Genomic DNA, 17,697 nt, shown 5'->3' on the forward strand with positions numbered 1-17,697 from the left:
ATCAGGCCGCTCCGTGGATGAAGCGGTTTGACTGGCCGGTCTGGCCGAGCTCGGCGTCGATCTCGCAAATGACGCCGTTCGGCGGATAGTCGAGGCGGACCTCGCCCCCGAGTTCACGCGCCAGGCCGCCGGTGATGAGACGTGTACCGAAGCCTTGGCGCGTCGGAGTCGAAACGGGTGGCCCATGGATTTCTTCCCACGTCATGCGCAGCCGCTCACCCGCGTCCGCCTTGCTTCGTCGCCAGACCAGTCGCACCTGGCCGTCTTCGTTCGAGAGCGAGCCGTACTTGGCCGCGTTGGTCATCAGCTCGTGCAGGGCCATCGAAAGCGCCAGGGTCGCCTTGGGCGCCAACCGGACGGGCGGCCCCTCCACGGAAAAGCGTTCCGTCTCGCCGTGGGCGGCGACCACCGAGGCGACGATATCGGCCAGTTCGGCCCCGTCCCAGCTTTCCCGGGTCAGGATGTCGTGGCCGCGCGCCAGCGCCAGCAGCCGGGTGGTCAGGGCCTCGCGCGCGTCGCCCAGGTCCACGGCGTTTCGCAGCGTCTGACCCGCCACCGACTGCACCGTGGCCAGAGTGTTCTTCACCCGGTGGTTCAGCTCGTTGATCATAAGGCGCTGCAGCTCTTCGGCGCGCCGGCGGTCGGTGACGTCGCGCATGACGCCGGTGAAGAAGCGCTTGTCGCCGTCGCTCCACTCGGCGATCGACAGCTCCAGCGGAAAGGTCGTGCCGTCGCCGCGCAGGCCGCTGACCTCACGGCCGCTGCCGATGATCCGCCGCTCGCCCGTCTCGCGATACCGCGCCAGATAGCCGTCGTGCTCGCCGTGATAGGGTTCCGGCATCAGGATCCGGACGTTGCGGCCGAACATCTCGGCGGCCGTATAGCCGAACAGACGCTCGGCGGCGGGGTTGAAGGCCTCGATCTGTCCCCGTTCGTCGATGACGACGATCGCGTCGACCGCCGTATCCACGATGGCCCTGTACCGCGCGTCGACGGCGGCGGCCTTGGCCGCCTTCTGTCCGCGCGAGGTAGCCTTGCCCGCTCCCGCCATGTCTGGCTCCGCCCTGCAGAGGTCAAGCTTATTGTCGAACTCGCGGCCTCGCCAGAGATTCTAGTCTGATCCGTGGACTTTGCGCCCCTGACGACTTGTCGCAGCCCATCGTCCGCACACGTTCCGATCCTGCCCTGGCGGCCTCCCTGCGCGCCCGACAGCGGTCATCACAACGAAAAGGGAGCCGCTTTCGCGGCTCCCTTGACGTTTTCAGCGGTGAAGCGGCGGATCAGGCCTCTTCCGGCTCCGAGCTGGTCGGAGCGCCTTCGCCGGCTTCGAAGCTGCGCGGGGCGCGGCGGCGGCGGGGCTTCTTGACCTCTTCGCCGTCGGCCGCCGGAGCCGGAGCCTCGGCGGCCGTAGCGGCCGGTTCGGCGGCGACAGCGGCGGCGCGGGACGTCTTGCGACCGAGGAAGGCCGGGGCCTCGCTGACAGCGCCGTCCTGGCCCCTCAGCACCGGCGAGCTTTCGCTGGCGGGCGCGATGGAGGTCGGAAGCGGCGAGGCTTCCGGCTCGATCACGGCCAGCGGATCGCGTTCGCCGCGCGGCTGCCAGTCACGATCGCGGTTGCGGTCGCGGCCACGACGGCGGCCTTCGCGGCCCTCGCCCCCATCACGCGCGTCTTGGGCCTGCGGCTGGACGTCGCCCTCGGCGGCGATCGGACGTTCCTCACGCGGACGATCGTCACGGTCGCGGAAGCGGTCTTCCCGGGGACGGTCATCGCGAGGACGGTCATCGCGCGGGCGATCGTCGCGAGGACGGTCATCACGCGGCCGGTCGTCACGTTGGCGGTCGTCACGGGGGCGATCATCACGCGGGCGGTCATCACGGTTGCGGTCGCGGTCGTCGCGGTCGCGCCAGCGGTCCCGGCGGCCTTCGCCCTGATTGTTGTCGCGGGGACGATCGTCGCGATTGCGGTTGTTGTCGAAGTTGCGGTCACGATCGCGGTTGCGGTCGCGATCACGGTTCTCGAAGCGGTCGCGGCGTTGCTCGCCGCCTTCACCGCCCTCGCCGCCTTCGCCCTGACCTTCCGGCTGAGCGGGGGTCTCGGCGACCTCCGGCTCTTCCGGCGGCTCGGCCTCGAAGTCGATCTCGTAGGCGGCGTAGACGTCCTTGCCGACGATGTCGGACACCGGACGATTCGGCTGGATCGCGCGCAGGACGCGGAAATAGTGCTCGGCGTGCTGCAGATAGTTCTCGGCCAGCACCCGGTCGCCGGACGACGTCGCGTCGCGGGCCAGCTGCTGGTACTTTTCGTAGACGCTCTGGGCCGCGCCGCGAACCTTGACCCCTTCGGGCCCGTTCGAATCGAAAGCGCGGTTGGCGTTGTGCTGTTGAGGCTTGCCGCCGCTGCCACCGCGATTGTTGCGGCCGCGCTGGCGCTTCATGCCTTTGAAATCTCTCATGGTCTCTTCTGAACCTGTCCGGAGGTCAGTCTTGCGCTGGACGCGTCCGGCCTTGCTGGTCTCTGAGCGGGTGTAACCCTAGTGAGTTTCAGAGACACTGGTTTCCGTAGAGCCCCCGCCCTGCTCTTTGGGCGCGGCGACCGGCGGACCGGGCGCGCCTGCCAGGGGAGCCTCGCGAGCATCAAGGATGCCTGCTTTTCCCGTCACCTGGCGATCTGGAAGGAGACAAGACTCGTCTAACGGTTCACGCCCCGGTTTCCAAGGGATTTTTCACCCCCGTGACAACGCGGTCGTGCGTCGACAGATCTTTGACCGTTCTGACCTCTTGCGCGCCGGCCGCGCGGAACAGCGCTTCGACGTCCTTGGACTGGTCGTGGCCGATCTCGACGGCGAACATTCCGGCGGGCTTCAGCACGCGCAGAATCTCCGGCGCCAGCAGGCGATAGGCGTCCAGGCCGTCGGCCCCTCCATCCAGGGCCAGGCGCGGTTCGTGGTCGCGAACCTCCGGCTCCAGGGTGTCTATCACCGCCGACGGGATGTAGGGCGGGTTGGAGACGACGAGGTCGAAACCCGCGTCGCCCAGGCCGGCCGTCCAGTCACCGTGCATGAAGGCCGCGCGGGTGTTGAGGTCCAGGCTGGCGGCGTTGTCCTTGGCCACGGCCAGGGCCTCGGCGGACGCGTCGATCCCCAGGCCCTTGGCCGCCGGCCGCTCGGCCAGCACCGCCAGCAGGATGGTGCCCGAGCCGACGCCCAGATCCAGCATCGAAAAGCCCATCTGCTCGGGGAAGGCCTTCAGCACCTCGTCGACGATGACCTCGGTCTCGGGACGCGGGGTCAGGACGTTCTTGTTGACCTGCAGCAGGATCTTCCAGAAGCCCTTGCGACCGATGATGTGGCTGACCGGCTCGCGGCGGGCGCGGCGGGACAGATACTCTTCCAGGGTCGCCTGCTGCTCGGGCGTCAGTTCCCGGTAGGGATCGGTGACGATCTCGGTGCGGGTGACATTGGCGGCCACCTCCAGCATCAGGCGCGCGTCGATCGACGGCTGATCGATGCCTGCGTCCTTCAGACGATCCTTGGCGGCGGTCCAGGCTTTGACGAGAGTCAGGGTCATGAGGGGGATTTAGCGCTTTGGAGGGACGGAGGCGAGATTGAAAGCGGTACCAGTTTTTGGTACCGTGACGTCATGGCCAGCAAGAACACTTCCGTGAGCCTGGGCGATCACTTCCAGGCCTTCATCGATACGCAAGTCGCCGACGGCCGTTATGGTTCGGCGAGTGAGGTCGTGCGCGCGGGACTCCGCCTTTTGGAAAGCCACGAGGCCAAGCTTGCCGCTTTGCGAGCAGCGCTAAAGGCGGGTGAAGAAAGCGGCTTCATAGAAGACTTCAACTTCGACGCGTTCATTGAGGAAAGGCTGCGGGAGTCCCACCCGCACGGATTCCAGGAGGAATGAAGGCTTACCGCCTCTCGTCTCTCGCCAGGCTCGACCTCATCGAAATCTGGGGGTATTCGCGCGACCGATGGGGCGACGTCCGCGCCGAGGCCTACCTCCGAGGCATCCAGTCCACGGTCGAAATGATCGCCGCGCGTCCTGACGTCGGCTGGGCTGACGAAGCGATAGGCGAAGGCTACCGCCGCCGCGCCATCGGATCGCACGTCATCTTCTACCGCATGGACGAGAACGTAGAGATCGTCCGCGTTCTCCACCAAAGCATGGACGCGAAGTCCCGCCTGGGCTGACGATCACCCCACCGCCACCCCATCCCCCTCGCCCACCGCGCCGCCCTGCGTGACGTTCACGTAGATCCCGCAGAACATGTGGCCGTAATTGTCGAACAGGGCCTTCACGAGCTCCACATCACGCTCGGCCGTCGTGGGATCCACGTGGGTGGCGGCGCAGCGGACGATGGGTTTCAGGACCTCGGCGGTCGCGCCGCCGACGGTCAGGGCCTTGCCGGTCCAGTCGTTCTCGACCCAGGCCGGCCAGCCCTCGACATAGAGATTGGCGCGGAAGCGCAGAGGGTCCAGGTCGCGGCCGATCCGCTGGCCGAGGTCGCGCACGCTGGCCAGGTTGACGATCGAGACATAGCCGGAGCGGCTGTCCATGAACCGATGGGCGCCCGGGCCCTCGACCACCTTCAGCGGCCCCTTGATCTCGCCGTCCAGCAGGTCGGTCAGCCAAGCCTCCAGCCCCGCGCGGCCCGCGTCCGCGCGCAGGTCGCCGGCGAAGTCGGGCGCCCCCTCGGCGCGGGCGTTGAAGACCCCCGTCGTCTCGTCATAGGCCGTGCGGACCTTGGCGACGGCCGGGATCTTGGCCAGGACCGCGAACTTCATCTTCGAGATGTGAGTCGGCGCCTCGGGATCGAAGCCGCTGGGGCCATCCTCGACCGCGTAGAGCCGATCACATGGAAAACAGGCTCCGGCCTCCAGGGTGGCGGCGGTCAGGCGCTCGGGCGTGAAGCCCTTGACGGGATGGCGGTAGAGCGAGGCGATGCGGGCGTCCATGGGCCGAAAGTCGTGGACGACTCGGCTGATGGCAAGGCTTGCGCGCCCCCGACCGGGAACGCGACTCGCCGCGCGGGGTTCTGCTGACCTGGAGGGCGTTTCATGGCCGGCGGATCACCGCGTCCGATCTTGAGGTGGTTGAAGTCGCGTCCGTACCACCTGGCGCCTTGGATCGTGCTGCTGGCGGCCGCGCCGTTGGTCCTGCCGCGCAAGAAATCGCCGGAGACGCCTGGCGTTGTACCGATCACCGATCCGCCCGGCCTCTCGGAAGGCCGCGCCATGCCGCCGGACCAGTTCGACGAGGCGGAGCCCCGGCGCGGTCGCGCGGCGCGGCATCCGGGACATATCCCGCTCGTGGGCTGGCGCGACATCCTCTGGCGCACCTGGCTGGAGATCGGCGTCGACCGCCTGCCGGCCGTCGCGGGAGGCGTGACCTTCTACACCCTGCTGGCCCTCTTCCCCGCCATCGGCGCCTTCGTGTCGCTGTACGGCCTGTTCGCCGACGTGCGGACCGTCGAGGCGCAACTGCGCGACATGGCCGGCGTCTTTCCCGCCAGCGTCGTGCAGATCGTCGGCGAGCAGATGCTGCGCCTGGCCAGCCAGGGCCAGGCCAAGTTGGGCGTGGCGTTCGGCTTCTCGCTGCTGCTGTCGATCTGGAGCGCCAACGCCTCCATGCGCACGCTCTTCGACGGCCTGAACATCGCCTATGACGAGGAGGAGAAGCGCCACATCGTGCCGCGCACCCTGCAGAGCTACGTCTTCACCTTCTGCGCCCTGGCCTATGCGGCGGCGGCGTCCGGCGTGCTGATCGTCACGCCTATTCTCTTGCGGGCCGCACGCCTCTCGGCGCTGGAGGAAATCTGGGCGCCGATCCGCTGGTTGATCGTGCTGCTGATGACCGCCGTCGCCTTCGCCGTGCTCTATCGGTTCGGCCCCAGCCGTGCGCGGGCCCGCTGGCGGTGGGTCTGGATCGGCGCGGCGGCGGCGGCGGCGGGATGGCTGGCCGGTTCTCTGGGCTTCTCGCTCTACGTCAACACCATCGCCCACTATGACGCCACCTACGGCCCGCTGGGCGCGGTGATCGCCTTCATGGTCTGGGTGTGGTTCTCGATCATGGCCATCCTGGTCGGGGCCGAGCTGAACGCCGAGATCGAGCATCAGACCGCCGTCGACTCCACGACCGGCCCCGAACAGCCGATGGGCGCGCGCGGCGCGGCCATGGCCGACACGGTGGGCCTGGCCTTCCATCCCTGGGAGATGATCAAGCGCGAAGCCGGCATGGTCCGGCGGGTGACGGGTGGGGCCTGGAAGAAGGTGCGAGGGCGTTAGGCTTCCCACGGCCGCGCTCGCCGCCTAAGTAACCGGCATGACTCTGCTCCTGCCCTACCGCGAAGACGAACTGGCCGACATCGCCGCCCTGGTGAACTCGGCCTATCGCGGCGAGCTGGCGACCCAGGGCTGGACCAGCGAGAGCTATCTTCTCGGCGGCCAGCGCACGGACGAGGACTCCTTGCGCGCCGACCTGGCGGCCACGCCGGGCGCGACCATCCTGACCCTGCGCGACGCCGAGGGCGACAAGCCCTACGCCTCGGTATGGGTCCAGCCGTCGGAAGGCGACGCCTGGTATGTCGGCATGGTCACCGTCTCGCCCCCGCGCCAGGCCGGCGGCATCGGCCGAGCGATGCTGGAGGCCGCCGAGGCCCACGCCCGCGAGCGCGGCGGCAAGACCCTGGAGATGACCGTCATCTCGGTGCGCGACACCCTGATCGCCTGGTACGAACGCCGCGGCTACCGCCTGACCGGCAAGACCGAACCCTTCCCCTATGGCGACGAACGCTTCGGCGTGCCCCAGCGCGACGACCTGCATTTCGTGACCCTGGAAAAGACGCTTTAGGCGGGCTAGGCTGGGGTTACACGCCGCCGTCGCGGCGAGGATCCCACCCATGCATCGCTACATCCTGACCGGCGCCCCGGGCGCGGGCAAAACAGTGCTGTTGCGCGCCTTGGAGCGCGCCGGCCACGCCGTGGTCGAGGAGGCCGCCACCGACGTCATCGCTCTGGCCCAGGCCGAGGGCGTGGCCGAGCCGTGGACTGATCCGGGCTTCGTGGACGCGATCGTGACCCTGCAGCGGCGGCGCGAGGCGCGGGCCGTCGGCGAGGTCGTGTTCTTCGACCGCTCCCCAGTCTGCGCCCTCGCCCTGGCGCGGTTCCTGGATCATGCGGTTTCGCCGCTGCTGCGGGAAGAGCTCCGGCGCATCGAGGGGCTCTACAAGCGGCGGGTATTCCTGGTGCGGGGCCTGGGCTTCATCACACCGACCGCCGCGCGTCGGATCAGCCTGGAGGAGGCGCGGCGGTTCGAGGCTGTGCATGAGGCGGCGTATCTGGAACTGGGCTACGAATTGATCCCAGTCGCGAAGGGTAAGCCGGCCACGCGGGCGGCGGCGGTGCTGGCCTGCATTACCGAACCTTAAGTAGCCCTCGCCCCCCGCCTGCTCTCACATGCCGGCGTTGTTGGCTCAGGGGCTTTTCATGTCGTTCATTTCCCGCATCGCCGTCGGCGCCGCGCTCGCGCTGGTCGTGACCGCTTCGGCGCAAGCCGCCGTCACGCCTGTCCCCGTTGGCCAACCACTGGCGCGGTTCGACAAGCTGCAGCCGGCCACCCACCGCTATCTGCGCTACCGCCAGATGGGCGACACCATCACCCCGCTGGACGTCTGGACCCGCGAGATCCGCATCGAGCCCGACCAGGCCGGGGTCAAACGCCTGCACATCGTCCAGCACTGGGACGGCTCGACGCCGGGCGTGGTCAAGAAGCTCGACAGCTGGTTCGAGCTCGGCACCTTCCGACCGTTCGCCCACGTGCGCCGCGTCACCGGCAAGGACGGCCAGACCAAGATCGAAGGCTTCGAGTTCAAGCCCGACCGGATCGTCGGTCTGAAGGACATGGAGGGTAATACGACGGCCGCGTACGACATGGCCTCGCCGCGGCCGGCCTTCAATTTCGAGACCGACATGGAGTTCCTGCAGGCCCTGCCGCTGGCCAAGGGCTATGAGGCCTCCATCGTCTTCCACCATCCGGGCGGCGAGGCCCCCGCGGCCTACGTGTTCAAGGTCACGGGCAGCGAAGTGCTGACCAGCTCGGCCGGGGGCAAGGTCGACTGCTGGGTGGTGACCACCGACTACAACCACCCCGAAATGAAGCCGACGACCTTCTGGCTGGCCAAGGACAGCCAGGTGGTGGTCAAGAACGTCGCGGTCGCGCCGGACGGCTCGACCTGGGTGAAGACGCTGCTCTGGTAATGCTCAGATCACCGCCCGCGAGCGTTCCGAGACTTCGCTCGACAACGCGCTGGCGACGATTTCCAGGCCTCGCCGGAGGGTCTCCCGGTCCGGCGCCGCGCCCAGGCAGACGCGGACGCCGCTCTCGGGACCGGCCTCGACCACCGGGGCCGAGGGCGGCGTGATCTCGGCGCCGCCGCGCAGGGCGCGGCCGGCCAGGCGCTCGGCCTCCAGCTCGCTCATCGGCAGCCAGATATGCGGGGCGGTCTCGGCATAGACCGTCTCCATGGCCGGCCCCAGCAGGTCGCGGGCCATGGCCATGCGGACACGGGCCTCGTCGCGGGTCTCGGCCAGGATGGCGTCGGCGCCGCCGTCCTCGATCCACTGGGTGGCGATCAAACCGCCGAAGGCCGGCGGCGCGTAGACCGACACGCGCACGGCGTCCAGCACCCGCTCGAAGGTCTCGGCCGCCGGCGCGACCAGGAAGCCCGCGCGCAGGCCGGGCGCCAGGGTCTTGGAGACGCCCGAGACGTGGAAGGTCCGCTCCGGCGCCAGCATGGCGAACGGCGGCGGCGCGCCGTCGGCATAGGCGCCGTAGATGTCGTCCTCGACGATCGTCAGATCGTGCTTGCGGGCGATGGCGACGATGGCGTCGCGGCGCGCGCGGCTCATGATCCGGCCCGTGGGGTTCTGCAAGGTCGGCAGCACGGCCAGCACCTTGGCGCCGGTCGCGGCGATGGCCTCTTCCAGGGCGTCGGGGCGCAGGCCTTCGCTGTCCATCGCCAGTCCCCGGACGCGCCAGCCGCTGTGCAGGGCCAGGGTCTTGAGGCCGTGATAGGCTAGGTGCTCGGTCAGCATCATGTCGCCGGGCCGCAGCACCGCGCCCAGCGCCAGGGCCAAGCCCTGCTGGGCGCCCGCGCAGCAGATCAGCCGCCGCCAGTCGACACTCTCATAGCTGCTGGTCCGCGCCAGCCAGGCCGCCCCCGCCCGCCGCTGGGTCTCGTGGCCCGCCGGCGGGGCGTAGGCCAGGTGCTCCAGCAGGTCCGGACGCCGACGCAGCCGCGCCAGGGCTTCAGGCAGGCGCGCCCCCGCCGGGGCCTGGGCGGCGATGTTCTGGGCCAGGTTGATCGGGCCGTCACGCTCATGGGGCCTGTGCTCGGCCGGGGCGTTGACGAAGCTGCCGCGCCCGACATGGGCGCTGACCAGGCCCGCCCGCTCGGCTTCGACATAGGCGCGGGTCACGGTGCCGAGCCCGACGCCCAGCCGATAGGCCAGATCGCGCTGCGGCGGCAGACGCTCTCCCGCCGCCAGCACGCCCGAGGCGATATCGGCGCGCAGCACCGCCACCAGCCGCTCGTAGAGCGGGGCGCCGCCGTCGGGAAGGGTCGGTATCCAGGCCATAGGCATCGCGCGTCTAGTTTATTGTCATCATGACAATATGCAATTTGACTCACGATACAATGGAAATCATCACCGTGACACCTCGGCCGCCCGTACCGAGACACCCTCCAAGGGAGACCGGAGATGACCCCCGAACTGCTGCTCGCCTATGTCCTGTTCTGCTTCGCCACGGCGGGAACGCCCGGCCCGAACAACATGATGCTGCTGGCGTCCGGGGCGAACTTCGGGTTCCGCCGAACCGTGCTGCATATCGTGGGGATCAGCTGCGGCCTGGGCTTCATGGTGCTGTGCATGGGCCTGGGCCTGGGCGGCGTCTTCCGGACCTATCCGCTGCTGCACGAAGTGCTGCGCTGGGTCGGGGCCGCGTATATGCTGTGGCTGGCCTGGAAGATCGGGACGTCCAGCAAGGTCAGCGACAAGGACCTGCGCAAGCCAATGACCTTCCTGCAGGCGGCCGCGTTCCAGTGGGTGAACCCTAAGGCCTGGGCGATGGCGCTCGGCGCCGTCACGACCTACGCGCCGGAGGGCAGCGGCTGGACCCTCGTGCCGCTGCTGGCAGGGACCTTCATGCTGATCGGCGCGCCGTGCAGCGCGGCCTGGGCGGGGTTTGGCCAGGGGCTGCGGCCGTTCCTGGACAGGCCCGCGGTGTTGAGGACGTTCAATATCGTGATGGCGGCGCTGCTGGTGGCGTCGCTGTACCCGCTGTTCGTGGATCACAAGGCCAGGCCCGTGAGCCTGGAGGCCCTGGCGGACGTCCCCGCGCCGCCGCCGATGCGGTCGCACGGGTGAGGTGGAGGGGGCCGGCTCCGGCCCCCTGCCCTTTCCTAAGCCGCCTTCAGCCGCTCCGGGCCGATGCCCAGGAAGTCGCGCTTGCCCAGCGGCACGCCCTTGTGGCGCAGGATGTCGTAGGCGGTGACGACGTGGAACTGGAAGTTCGGGATCACGAACTCCAGCAGGTAGTCCAGCCCCGTGAACTGCAGGGTGAAAGTACCTGCCGGCACGGTGACCTCGCGCGTCTCGGCGCCGTCGAAGGCCGAGGCCGGGACGCTCTCGACATAGGCCAGGGTCCTGGCGATCCGGTCCCGCAGGTCGGCGAAGGTCTTCTCCTCGTCGGCCATGGGCGGCGCATCAAGGCCGGTCAGGCGAGCGACCGCGCCCTTGGCCGTGTCCGAGACCCGCTGGATCTGGCCGGACAGGGGCAGCATGTCCTCGAAGAGGCGCGCCTCGACATAGGCGTCCGGGCTGGTTCCGCCGGCCTCGGCATGGGCCTTGGCCTTTTCGAGCAGCAGCAGCAGCGTCTTGAGGCCGCGCGTGAGCGACGTCACGGCGACGGTCTGGAGAGTGACGGACATGGGAACTTCCTCGCTGAGCCCGCCGGACGTCCCCGCACGGGCTAGGCGACGACTTAAGCCCGCCTCGGGATAGTTTTCAATCGCTACTGATGACAATCGTTGTCAGCGGCTATGGGCTCGCCGTCAGCTTCACGCGGCCGCCGTCGGCGACCAGGGCGTCGATCGCGTCCGCCGACACGGCCGCGCTGAACAGGAAGCCCTGGGCCTGGCCGCAGCCGATCTCCTTCAGCTGCTCGCGCTGGACATTGGTCTCGACGCCCTCGGCGATCACCGAGAGATGCAGGGCCTTGGCCAGGCGGACGATGGCGTGGACCACGGCGCCGGCCTCCTTGTCCTCGCCCAGCGGGGTGATGAAGCTGCGGTCGATCTTGATCTTGTCGATCGGATAGCGGCGCAGATAGCTTAGCGAGCTGTAGCCTGTGCCGAAATCGTCCAGGGCAAGCGAGAAGCCCATTTCCCGCAGCCGCTCGATGGCCTCGTGGGTAGTCTCGTCGTCGCCCAGCAGCGCGCCCTCGGTGATCTCCAGCTCGATACCCTGAGCTCGCGCGCCGGTCTCCCGCAGCAGATCGGCGACCTGGCGGGGGAAGTCGGCCTGCTTCATCTGGAGGGCCGACACGTTGACGGCGACTTTCAGGGCCTTCCAGCGCAGACTGTCGGTGAAGGCGCGGCGCATGACCAGGCGGCCCAGCTCGTCGATCAGGCCGCAGTCCTCGGCCAGGGGCACGAAGGCGGCGGGCGAGATCGCGCCCCGGGTCGGGTGGGTCCAGCGAGCCAGGGCCTCGACCCCGACCACCTTGCCGACCGCGTCGACCTGGGGCTGGTAGGCCAGCGAGACGCCGCCGTCCCGCATGGCCTGGCGCAGATCCGCTTCCAGCCCGCGACGGGCCTTCAGCGCCGCGTCCATCTCGGGCTCGAAGAAGCAGAAGCGGCCACGGCCTTCTTCCTTGGCGCGATACATGGCGACGTCCGCGCGGCGCGCGGCCTCGACCGCGCCGACATGGGCCTCGGCCGGGTTGACCGCGGCCACGCCGATCGAGCCGCCGACGAACACCGTGCCGCAAGACAGCTCGACGGGGCCGCTCAGGGCCATGATCAGGCGCTCCGCGAGGGCCGCCGCACCATTGGCGTCGAGGTCCACGGCCACCACGCCGAACTCGTCGCCGCCCAGCCGCGCCACCGTCTCGCCGACGCGGCACAGGCCGGACAGGCGTTTGGCCATGGCCTGGATCAGCTCGTCCCCTGCCGCGTGGCCGTGGGTGTCGTTGACCGCCTTGAAGCGGTCGAGATCGATGGCCAGCACCGCCGTCGCGCCTCGGCGCCGCGACAGGCCGTCGATCGCCTGACGCAGGCGCTCCTCGAACAGCACGCGGTTGGGCAGGCCGGTCAGGGCGTCGTGCAGGGCCATGTGCTTGGCCCGCGCCTCGCTGGCCACCAGCCCCTCGGCGATGCGGCGGCTGCGACGGGCGAAGACCAGCACCGCCACCGCCAGACCGCCGACCACGATCAGGATCGGCAGCACCGCCTTGCGCAGCAGGCGCTGGCCCGGATGCGGCGGCTCCCAGTCCAGGGTGGCGACGATGCGGCCCGAAAGGTCCTTCAGCGCGACGTGGGCGTCTTGGACTTGGTCGGTGGCGTCGCCGGGATGCAGGTGGATGCCGGCCAGCAGGAAACGGCTGGCGACGCCGTCCAGGAAGGTCGCGTCCAGCTTCAGCGCGGTCAGCACGACCGGCGCCTGGGCATGGCGGACCAGGGCCGTGCCGAAGTCGGACTGCACCAGGCTGGCGGTGACCAGATAAGTCTCGCCGTCGATGCGCTCGATGGCGCTGACCTGGATGGGCCGCGAGACCGGATCCCCGTCCGGGCTGGGTACCGTCGGGCGCGGCGTGGCCGACTCGCGCTGACGCAAGCGCGTCATCACCGGCGCGAAGGCCGACGCGTGGCGCTCGTACCAGGCGCTCGACATGGCTTGGCCCAGTTGCTCGTTGAAGATCGCCCGGCCCTGGTGGTCGATCACGAAGATCAGGTCGAAGCCCGACTGGCTCACGAGATAGGCGCCGATATTCTCGTGCGCCCACTTGGGGTCGTACTTGTGGTCGAGGTTCACGACCGCGTCGTCCCAGCCGACCTCCGGCCAGATCGTGCGCTCGAGGTCCGCGACCTTGGCCTGCATGCCGCGTTCGACCAGGGCCTGCTCGTGCAGCAGTGCGTCGCGGTCGACCCGACCGGCGATCATGAACAGCACGGCGACCAAGACGCCGACGGTCAGCAGCGCCATGCCCGCCAAAGGCGCTGAAAGGCGGGTCTCGATGCGCTTCATCTTGGGCGAAGGGGACATAAGGGTTCGCTCGCGGGAGTGCGCACCTTTCACGCCAATGGCTAAGCCTGGGCTAACGGCCAGGGCTAACGAACTCCGAACGGGTTTCGCCCGCCTCCATTCCCTTCCACCGGGAAAGGCTCTAGAGAAATCGCCCAATCCTTTTCAGATACGTGACGCTCCCTTGCGACTGCCCCAGGCCCGCCTCGACCAAGTTCTCGACCGCTTCCGCGAGGTGGAGGCGCGCATGGGCGCGGCCACCGACGGGACCGAGATCGTCAAGCTTTCCAAGGAGCACGCCGAGCTGCGCCCCGTGGCCGAGGCCGTCGAGCGCCTGGCCAAGCTGTCGGCCGAGCGCGCCGAGCTGGACGTCATGGCGGCCGATCCCGAAATGGCCGACATGGTCCGCGACGAGATCCAGGCCCTGGACGAAAAGCTGCCGGCCCTCGAACACGACCTGGCCTTGATGCTCGCGCCGAAGGACAAGGACGAGAACGCCTCGGCCATCCTGGAAGTGCGCGCCGGCACCGGCGGCGACGAGGCGGCCCTGTTCGCCGGCGACCTGTTCCGCATGTACCAGCGCTACGCCACCCTGCAGGGCTGGCGCGTCGAGGTCGACAGCATCTCTGAAGGCGAGATGGGCGGCTTCAAGGAAATCGTCGCCTCGATCACCGGCGACGGCGTGTTCGGCCGGCTGAAGTTCGAAAGCGGCGTCCACCGCGTGCAGCGCGTGCCGGCCACCGAAGCGCAGGGCCGCATCCACACCTCGGCCGCCACGGTCGCGGTGCTGCCGGAAGCCGAGGACGTCGAGATCGACATCAAGGACAGCGACCTGCGGATCGACACCTACCGCTCGTCCGGCGCCGGCGGTCAGCACGTTAACAAGACCGACTCGGCCGTGCGCATCACCCACTTGCCGACCGGCGTGGTGGTGACCAGCTCGGAAAAGTCGCAACACCAGAACCGCGCCCGGGCCATGAAGAACCTGAAGGCCCGCCTTTACGACATGCAGCGCGAGGCCCTGGACAGCGCCCGTTCCGAGGCCCGCAAGAGCCAGGTCGGCAGCGGCGATCGCTCGGAACGCATCCGCACCTATAACTTCCCGCAGGGCCGGGTGACCGACCACCGGATCAACCTGACCCTCTACAACCTGTCGCGGATCATCGAGGGCGACGCCCTGGACGACGTGATCAACCCGCTGATCGCCGAGGATCAGGCCGAGCGCCTGGCCAGCCTCGAAGAAAGCTTCGGCTGATGTGCTGGAGCATGATCTTGTCTGAAAACCGGCTTCCACTTTTCGGGATCACGCTCTGATGTCCTGGACCCGGACCTACGACGAGGACGAGCCCCAGCGGGTCAACAAGTGGCTGGCCCAAAGCGGCGTGTGCTCGCGCCGCGAAGCCGAAGCGTTGATCTCCGAGGGTCTGGTGTCGATCGACGGCGAGGTGGTCGAGGACATGGGCCGCAAGATTCTGCCCGGCCAGACCCTGACCCTGGCCGACCGGGCCACGGCCAAGCTCGACTCCACCTTCACCTACATGATCCACAAGCCGGTGGGCGTGGTGTCGTCCCAGCCGGATCCCGGCCAGACGCCCGCCGCCCGGCTCTTAACGCGCCTGAACATCTGGGGCGGCGTACCCGCGCCGATCCCGCAGTCGGGCGACCTGCTGCCGCCGATCGGCCGCCTGGACAAGGACTCGCGCGGCCTGCTGCTGCTGTCCCAGGACGGCGTCGTGGCCAAGGCCGTGATCGGCCCGCAGTCGGACCTCGAGAAGGAATACCGCGTCGCCGTCATGGGCGAACTGACCGAGGAGAAGCTGGAGCTCCTCCGTTTCGGCCTTGAGCTGGACGGGAGAGAGCTCCGCCCCGCCGACGTCGAGGTCATCTCCGACCAGCGCCTGCGCATCGTTCTGCGCGAAGGCCGCAACCGCCAGATCCGTCGCATGTGCGAGCTGGTGGAACTGAAGGTTGTCGACCTGTTCCGCGTCCGCATCGGCCCGCTGACGCTCGGCGAAATGCCCGAGGGCCGCTGGCGGCCCTTGACCGGCGAAGAGCGCGCGGCGTTGATCGCGGGGTAGGCCGCGTCCGAAGGGCGGCGGGAGGGAAACCATGCGCACCCGAGACGCCCTCCTGGCCGAGGTCAATGCCGAGTTGCCGGATTTCGACTGGGCCGAGGGCGCGCGGCGGTATCTGGATGGGTTCTTCGCCCAGTATTCGCGCGAGCAGATCGAGGCTTTCGTGGCCACCAAGCCGCTGGCGGCGATCACGCCGGAAGATCCGGCCGGCAGCCTGGCCGAGGTGGTCAGCTACCTGAACCACTTCGCCAACACGATCCACCTGCTGGCGCTGCCGCGCGGGGCGCGGGTGCTGGACGTGGCCTGCGGGCCGGGCTGGGTATCGCACTGGCTGACGCGGCTGGGCTACGCGACAACCGGCGTCGACATCTCTGAGCAGTTCGTGGCCCTGGCGCGCCAGCGGCTCGCCGACGATCCCTATCTCACTCTGTCCGCCGAGCAACTGGAGGCGATGTTCGCCACGGTGGATCTGGAACACGAGGCGCTCCCCTCCGGACTAGAGGGGACCTTCGACGCGGCGATCCTGGAATCGTGCCTGCACCATTTCGTCGACCCGATCGCGGCGCTGGAGAACATCCGGCGGGGCCTCAAGCCCGACGGCGTGGTGCTGATCATCGAGAGCGACAACCGCCAGGGGCCGATCCGCGATGACTACATGCGCGTGATGCTGGAGACCCGGACCCTGGAGCGGCCCTATTCGCGCGCCCAGTTGCTGGAGATTCTGGCTCATGCGGGCTTTCCGGCCGTCGAGTTCTTCGGCGCGGTCAACGGCTTCTTCGCCCAGAGCGGCCAGGCCGGCTACGACCTCAGCGCGGCCCTGGCCCGCATCACCGCCGACGCCAATATCTGCCTGTGCGCCACGAGCGAGGCGGCGCTGGCCCGGATCGTCCCGTCACGGGCCGTCGCCCCGGCCGAGCCACCGCCGGTCGACGCGGGCATGGCCCTGGCCACGCGGCTGCGCGACCGGACACCCGCCTGGGCCCGGCCGCTGCTGCGTCCGTTCGGGCGGATGCTGCTGGCGCTGCGGCGCTAGGGCGTGGTGACTTTGCTGTAGGGGATGAACGGCCCCAGCATCACGAAGCTGGTCTCGCCAAAGCGGGCCGCCATCATGGTGTCGTGGTGGCAAAGCCGCGCGCCGACGGTGCGCGTGGTCAGGGTGGAATCCCACTCCAGCTCGGACGCGCCGGCGTCGGACGTGACCTTTTAGCTGACCTCGCCCCCCTTGACGCCAATGTTGAGACGGCGCGGCGCGCTTAGGCTCTGGCCGGCTTGCGTCGCCGGGGCACGCGGACCACGGCCTCGCCGTCCATGATCAGGTCCTCGCCGACATAGCCGGCGCAACGCAGGGTGACGCGGGCGCTCTCGGTGTCGATGGCCGCGACGGTGACGCGGGCGGTGACGACGTCGTCGATCCGCACGGGGCGGTGGAAGGCCAGGGTCTGGGACAGGTAGATCGCGCCGGCGCCGGGCAGGATGGTGCCGACCACCGCCGAGCCGAACGAGGCCGACAGCAGGCCATGGGCGATCCGGCCCCGATAGGCAGTCTTGGCGGCGAAACCCTCGTCCATATGCACGGGATTGAAGTCGTCGGAAGCCTCGGCGAACAGGCCGATCCGCGCTTCGGTGACGGGGACGTGCTTTTCGGCGGTCATCCCGACGGACAGTTCGTCCAGGATATAGCCGCCCGAGGGGTGAGGTCCGATCATCCCACGCCGTTAGCCGTCATGACGCGCCGTGGAAAGCGAAAATGCACGCCCGGCGCTCCCGAACGCGCGTTCCGCGGACGCAGACGCCTAGCGCGCGGCCGGGGCGTACGGCACGAACGGACCCATGGCGACCGAGGCCGTGACCCAGCCGCCCACGTCGCCCAGGTTGACGAAGTCGTTGCTGCAAAGCGGCTCGATCCCCTTGCGCGTAAGGACCACCGCGTTGTGGTCCAGGTTGTGGGCGCCCAGGGTCGGCCGGTTCACATAGATCTCGCCGTCCGACATCCGATAGACGATGGCGGTCTTGTCGATCACATCGGTGCTGTAGACCTTGGAAGGATTGATGCAGGCAACCGGCTGGCCGGCGACACGGCCGTTGATCGCCAGATCCAGGCTACGCTTGCTCTTGGCGTTCAGTTCGCCGGCCGAGGCGCCGAACGCCGTGGCGAGCACCGCCACAGTGACCAAACCTTGAAGCATCATCCGCATGGTCGTCTTGCTCCCTGTCGCCTGCCGGCGGCGTTGACCGCTCGGCCCTTAGCGAACACTGTCCGCCCAGCTTGCAAGATAGTCAACCTCAACGCGCACCAATGACCGGAAGTAGACGTTATA

Annotated in this window: 19 protein-coding genes and 1 pseudogene; 10 read left to right on the forward strand and 10 right to left on the reverse strand. The window is 68.8% G+C overall.

Features of this window, described 5'->3' with window-relative positions; genetic code table 11:
* Nucleotide 1: 1 nt before the first annotated feature.
* From ACW175_RS19460 to prmC, 4 genes and pseudogenes are all read right to left on the reverse strand, one after another.
* Nucleotides 2–1,051, reverse strand: coding sequence for a sensor histidine kinase (locus tag ACW175_RS19460; RefSeq protein WP_492101620.1), 1,050 nt, complete (start codon nt 1,049–1,051; stop codon nt 2–4).
* Nucleotides 1,052–1,280: 229 nt separating this feature from the next.
* Nucleotides 1,281–2,453, reverse strand: a complete 1,173-nt coding sequence (locus tag ACW175_RS19465) for a DUF4167 domain-containing protein (protein ID WP_492101621.1) — start codon at nt 2,451–2,453, stop codon at nt 1,281–1,283.
* Nucleotides 2,450–2,660: pseudogene (locus tag ACW175_RS19470) on the reverse strand (hypothetical protein). The gene ACW175_RS19465 and the pseudogene ACW175_RS19470 overlap by 4 nt, the downstream one beginning before the upstream one ends.
* A gap of 37 nt (nt 2,661–2,697) precedes the next feature.
* Nucleotides 2,698–3,567 (reverse strand): peptide chain release factor N(5)-glutamine methyltransferase, encoded by an 870-nt coding sequence (gene prmC / locus ACW175_RS19475; RefSeq protein ID WP_492101622.1) that lies wholly within the window; start codon nt 3,565–3,567, stop codon nt 2,698–2,700.
* Nucleotides 3,568–3,639: 72 nt separating this feature from the next.
* Here prmC and ACW175_RS19480 point away from each other — a divergent pair, with 72 nt between their 5' ends.
* Together ACW175_RS19480 and ACW175_RS19485 are read left to right on the forward strand one after the other, a co-directional pair.
* The gene (locus ACW175_RS19480) at nt 3,640–3,906 is read left to right on the forward strand and encodes a type II toxin-antitoxin system ParD family antitoxin (RefSeq protein WP_492101623.1); all 267 of its coding nucleotides are present in this window, start codon (nt 3,640–3,642) and stop codon (nt 3,904–3,906) included.
* Entirely contained in the window at nt 3,903–4,193 is a 291-nt protein-coding gene (locus ACW175_RS19485) for a type II toxin-antitoxin system RelE/ParE family toxin (protein WP_492101624.1), read from the forward strand. Before ACW175_RS19480 ends, ACW175_RS19485 begins: the two co-directional genes overlap by 4 nt.
* A gap of 3 nt (nt 4,194–4,196) precedes the next feature.
* On the opposite strand, the gene ACW175_RS19490 is transcribed toward ACW175_RS19485, so the two are convergent.
* The gene (locus ACW175_RS19490; RefSeq protein ID WP_492101625.1) at nt 4,197–4,958 is read right to left on the reverse strand and encodes an MOSC domain-containing protein; all 762 of its coding nucleotides are present in this window, start codon (nt 4,956–4,958) and stop codon (nt 4,197–4,199) included.
* Nucleotides 4,959–5,060: 102 nt separating this feature from the next.
* Here ACW175_RS19490 and ACW175_RS19495 point away from each other — a divergent pair, with 102 nt between their 5' ends.
* From ACW175_RS19495 to ACW175_RS19510, 4 genes are read left to right on the forward strand one after another with little or no spacing between them, the layout of a single operon-like run.
* A complete protein-coding gene (locus ACW175_RS19495) occupies nt 5,061–6,287 on the forward strand; it encodes a YihY/virulence factor BrkB family protein (RefSeq protein WP_492101626.1) in 1,227 nt (408 codons plus the stop codon).
* A gap of 37 nt (nt 6,288–6,324) precedes the next feature.
* On the forward strand, nt 6,325–6,852 hold the full coding sequence (locus ACW175_RS19500; RefSeq protein WP_492101627.1) for a GNAT family N-acetyltransferase: 528 nt from the start codon (nt 6,325–6,327) through the stop codon (nt 6,850–6,852).
* Nucleotides 6,853–6,901: 49 nt separating this feature from the next.
* Nucleotides 6,902–7,429: an AAA family ATPase gene (locus ACW175_RS19505; protein WP_492101628.1), complete on the forward strand. Its 528-nt coding sequence runs from the start codon at nt 6,902–6,904 to the stop codon at nt 7,427–7,429.
* A gap of 58 nt (nt 7,430–7,487) precedes the next feature.
* Entirely contained in the window at nt 7,488–8,258 is a 771-nt protein-coding gene (locus tag ACW175_RS19510) for a DUF3108 domain-containing protein (protein WP_492101629.1), read from the forward strand.
* Nucleotides 8,259–8,261: 3 nt separating this feature from the next.
* Here the strand turns inward: ACW175_RS19510 and ACW175_RS19515 are convergent, their stop codons facing one another.
* The gene (locus tag ACW175_RS19515; protein ID WP_492101630.1) at nt 8,262–9,638 is read right to left on the reverse strand and encodes an aminotransferase-like domain-containing protein; all 1,377 of its coding nucleotides are present in this window, start codon (nt 9,636–9,638) and stop codon (nt 8,262–8,264) included.
* A gap of 123 nt (nt 9,639–9,761) precedes the next feature.
* Between ACW175_RS19515 and ACW175_RS19520 the strand changes: the two genes are divergently transcribed.
* Nucleotides 9,762–10,427, forward strand: coding sequence for a LysE family translocator (locus ACW175_RS19520; protein ID WP_492101631.1), 666 nt, complete (start codon nt 9,762–9,764; stop codon nt 10,425–10,427).
* A gap of 35 nt (nt 10,428–10,462) precedes the next feature.
* On the opposite strand, the gene ACW175_RS19525 is transcribed toward ACW175_RS19520, so the two are convergent.
* Nucleotides 10,463–10,990 (reverse strand): DUF1993 domain-containing protein, encoded by a 528-nt coding sequence (locus tag ACW175_RS19525; protein ID WP_492101632.1) that lies wholly within the window; start codon nt 10,988–10,990, stop codon nt 10,463–10,465.
* A gap of 109 nt (nt 10,991–11,099) precedes the next feature.
* The gene (locus ACW175_RS19530; RefSeq protein WP_492105007.1) at nt 11,100–13,307 is read right to left on the reverse strand and encodes a putative bifunctional diguanylate cyclase/phosphodiesterase; all 2,208 of its coding nucleotides are present in this window, start codon (nt 13,305–13,307) and stop codon (nt 11,100–11,102) included.
* Between the two features lie 181 nt (nt 13,308–13,488).
* Between ACW175_RS19530 and prfA the strand changes: the two genes are divergently transcribed.
* The 3 genes from prfA to ACW175_RS19545 are packed head-to-tail and all read left to right on the forward strand — an operon-like array spanning nt 13,489 to nt 16,412.
* On the forward strand, nt 13,489–14,559 hold the full coding sequence (gene prfA, locus ACW175_RS19535; RefSeq protein ID WP_492101633.1) for a peptide chain release factor 1: 1,071 nt from the start codon (nt 13,489–13,491) through the stop codon (nt 14,557–14,559).
* Nucleotides 14,560–14,617: 58 nt separating this feature from the next.
* Nucleotides 14,618–15,382, forward strand: a complete 765-nt coding sequence (locus ACW175_RS19540; protein ID WP_492101634.1) for a pseudouridine synthase — start codon at nt 14,618–14,620, stop codon at nt 15,380–15,382.
* A gap of 31 nt (nt 15,383–15,413) precedes the next feature.
* Nucleotides 15,414–16,412, forward strand: a complete 999-nt coding sequence (locus tag ACW175_RS19545) for a class I SAM-dependent methyltransferase (protein WP_492101635.1) — start codon at nt 15,414–15,416, stop codon at nt 16,410–16,412.
* Nucleotides 16,413–16,632: 220 nt separating this feature from the next.
* Here ACW175_RS19545 and ACW175_RS19550 read toward each other — a convergent pair whose 3' ends face one another.
* Together ACW175_RS19550 and ACW175_RS19555 are read right to left on the reverse strand one after the other, a co-directional pair.
* Nucleotides 16,633–17,085, reverse strand: a complete 453-nt coding sequence (locus tag ACW175_RS19550) for a MaoC family dehydratase (RefSeq protein WP_492101636.1) — start codon at nt 17,083–17,085, stop codon at nt 16,633–16,635.
* A gap of 87 nt (nt 17,086–17,172) precedes the next feature.
* Nucleotides 17,173–17,574: a hypothetical protein gene (locus ACW175_RS19555; protein WP_492101637.1), complete on the reverse strand. Its 402-nt coding sequence runs from the start codon at nt 17,572–17,574 to the stop codon at nt 17,173–17,175.
* Nucleotides 17,575–17,697: the final 123 nt, after the last annotated feature.

The sequence above is a fragment of the Caulobacter sp. FV1ye6ST genome (assembly GCF_058681225.1).

What these genes read in the sequence shown, in the direction of transcription:
- ACW175_RS19480 (WP_492101623.1), top strand. Translation starts at nt 3,640, where the DNA reads ATGGCCAGCAAGAACACTTCCGTGAGCCTGGGCGATCACTTCCAGGCC.
- ACW175_RS19510 (WP_492101629.1), top strand. Translation starts at nt 7,488, where the DNA reads ATGTCGTTCATTTCCCGCATCGCCGTCGGCGCCGCGCTCGCGCTGGTC.
- ACW175_RS19530 (WP_492105007.1), bottom strand. Translation starts at nt 13,307, where the DNA reads ATGAAGCGCATCGAGACCCGCCTTTCAGCGCCTTTGGCGGGCATGGCG.
- prmC (WP_492101622.1), bottom strand. Translation starts at nt 3,567, where the DNA reads ATGACCCTGACTCTCGTCAAAGCCTGGACCGCCGCCAAGGATCGTCTG.
- ACW175_RS19490 (WP_492101625.1), bottom strand. Translation starts at nt 4,958, where the DNA reads ATGGACGCCCGCATCGCCTCGCTCTACCGCCATCCCGTCAAGGGCTTC.
- ACW175_RS19485 (WP_492101624.1), top strand. Translation starts at nt 3,903, where the DNA reads ATGAAGGCTTACCGCCTCTCGTCTCTCGCCAGGCTCGACCTCATCGAA.
- ACW175_RS19540 (WP_492101634.1), top strand. Translation starts at nt 14,618, where the DNA reads ATGTCCTGGACCCGGACCTACGACGAGGACGAGCCCCAGCGGGTCAAC.
- ACW175_RS19495 (WP_492101626.1), top strand. Translation starts at nt 5,061, where the DNA reads ATGGCCGGCGGATCACCGCGTCCGATCTTGAGGTGGTTGAAGTCGCGT.
- ACW175_RS19545 (WP_492101635.1), top strand. Translation starts at nt 15,414, where the DNA reads ATGCGCACCCGAGACGCCCTCCTGGCCGAGGTCAATGCCGAGTTGCCG.
- ACW175_RS19550 (WP_492101636.1), bottom strand. Translation starts at nt 17,085, where the DNA reads ATGATCGGACCTCACCCCTCGGGCGGCTATATCCTGGACGAACTGTCC.
- ACW175_RS19520 (WP_492101631.1), top strand. Translation starts at nt 9,762, where the DNA reads ATGACCCCCGAACTGCTGCTCGCCTATGTCCTGTTCTGCTTCGCCACG.
- ACW175_RS19555 (WP_492101637.1), bottom strand. Translation starts at nt 17,574, where the DNA reads ATGCGGATGATGCTTCAAGGTTTGGTCACTGTGGCGGTGCTCGCCACG.
- ACW175_RS19460 (WP_492101620.1), bottom strand. Translation starts at nt 1,051, where the DNA reads ATGGCGGGAGCGGGCAAGGCTACCTCGCGCGGACAGAAGGCGGCCAAG.
- ACW175_RS19500 (WP_492101627.1), top strand. Translation starts at nt 6,325, where the DNA reads ATGACTCTGCTCCTGCCCTACCGCGAAGACGAACTGGCCGACATCGCC.
- ACW175_RS19465 (WP_492101621.1), bottom strand. Translation starts at nt 2,453, where the DNA reads ATGAGAGATTTCAAAGGCATGAAGCGCCAGCGCGGCCGCAACAATCGC.
- ACW175_RS19505 (WP_492101628.1), top strand. Translation starts at nt 6,902, where the DNA reads ATGCATCGCTACATCCTGACCGGCGCCCCGGGCGCGGGCAAAACAGTG.
- ACW175_RS19515 (WP_492101630.1), bottom strand. Translation starts at nt 9,638, where the DNA reads ATGGCCTGGATACCGACCCTTCCCGACGGCGGCGCCCCGCTCTACGAG.
- ACW175_RS19525 (WP_492101632.1), bottom strand. Translation starts at nt 10,990, where the DNA reads ATGTCCGTCACTCTCCAGACCGTCGCCGTGACGTCGCTCACGCGCGGC.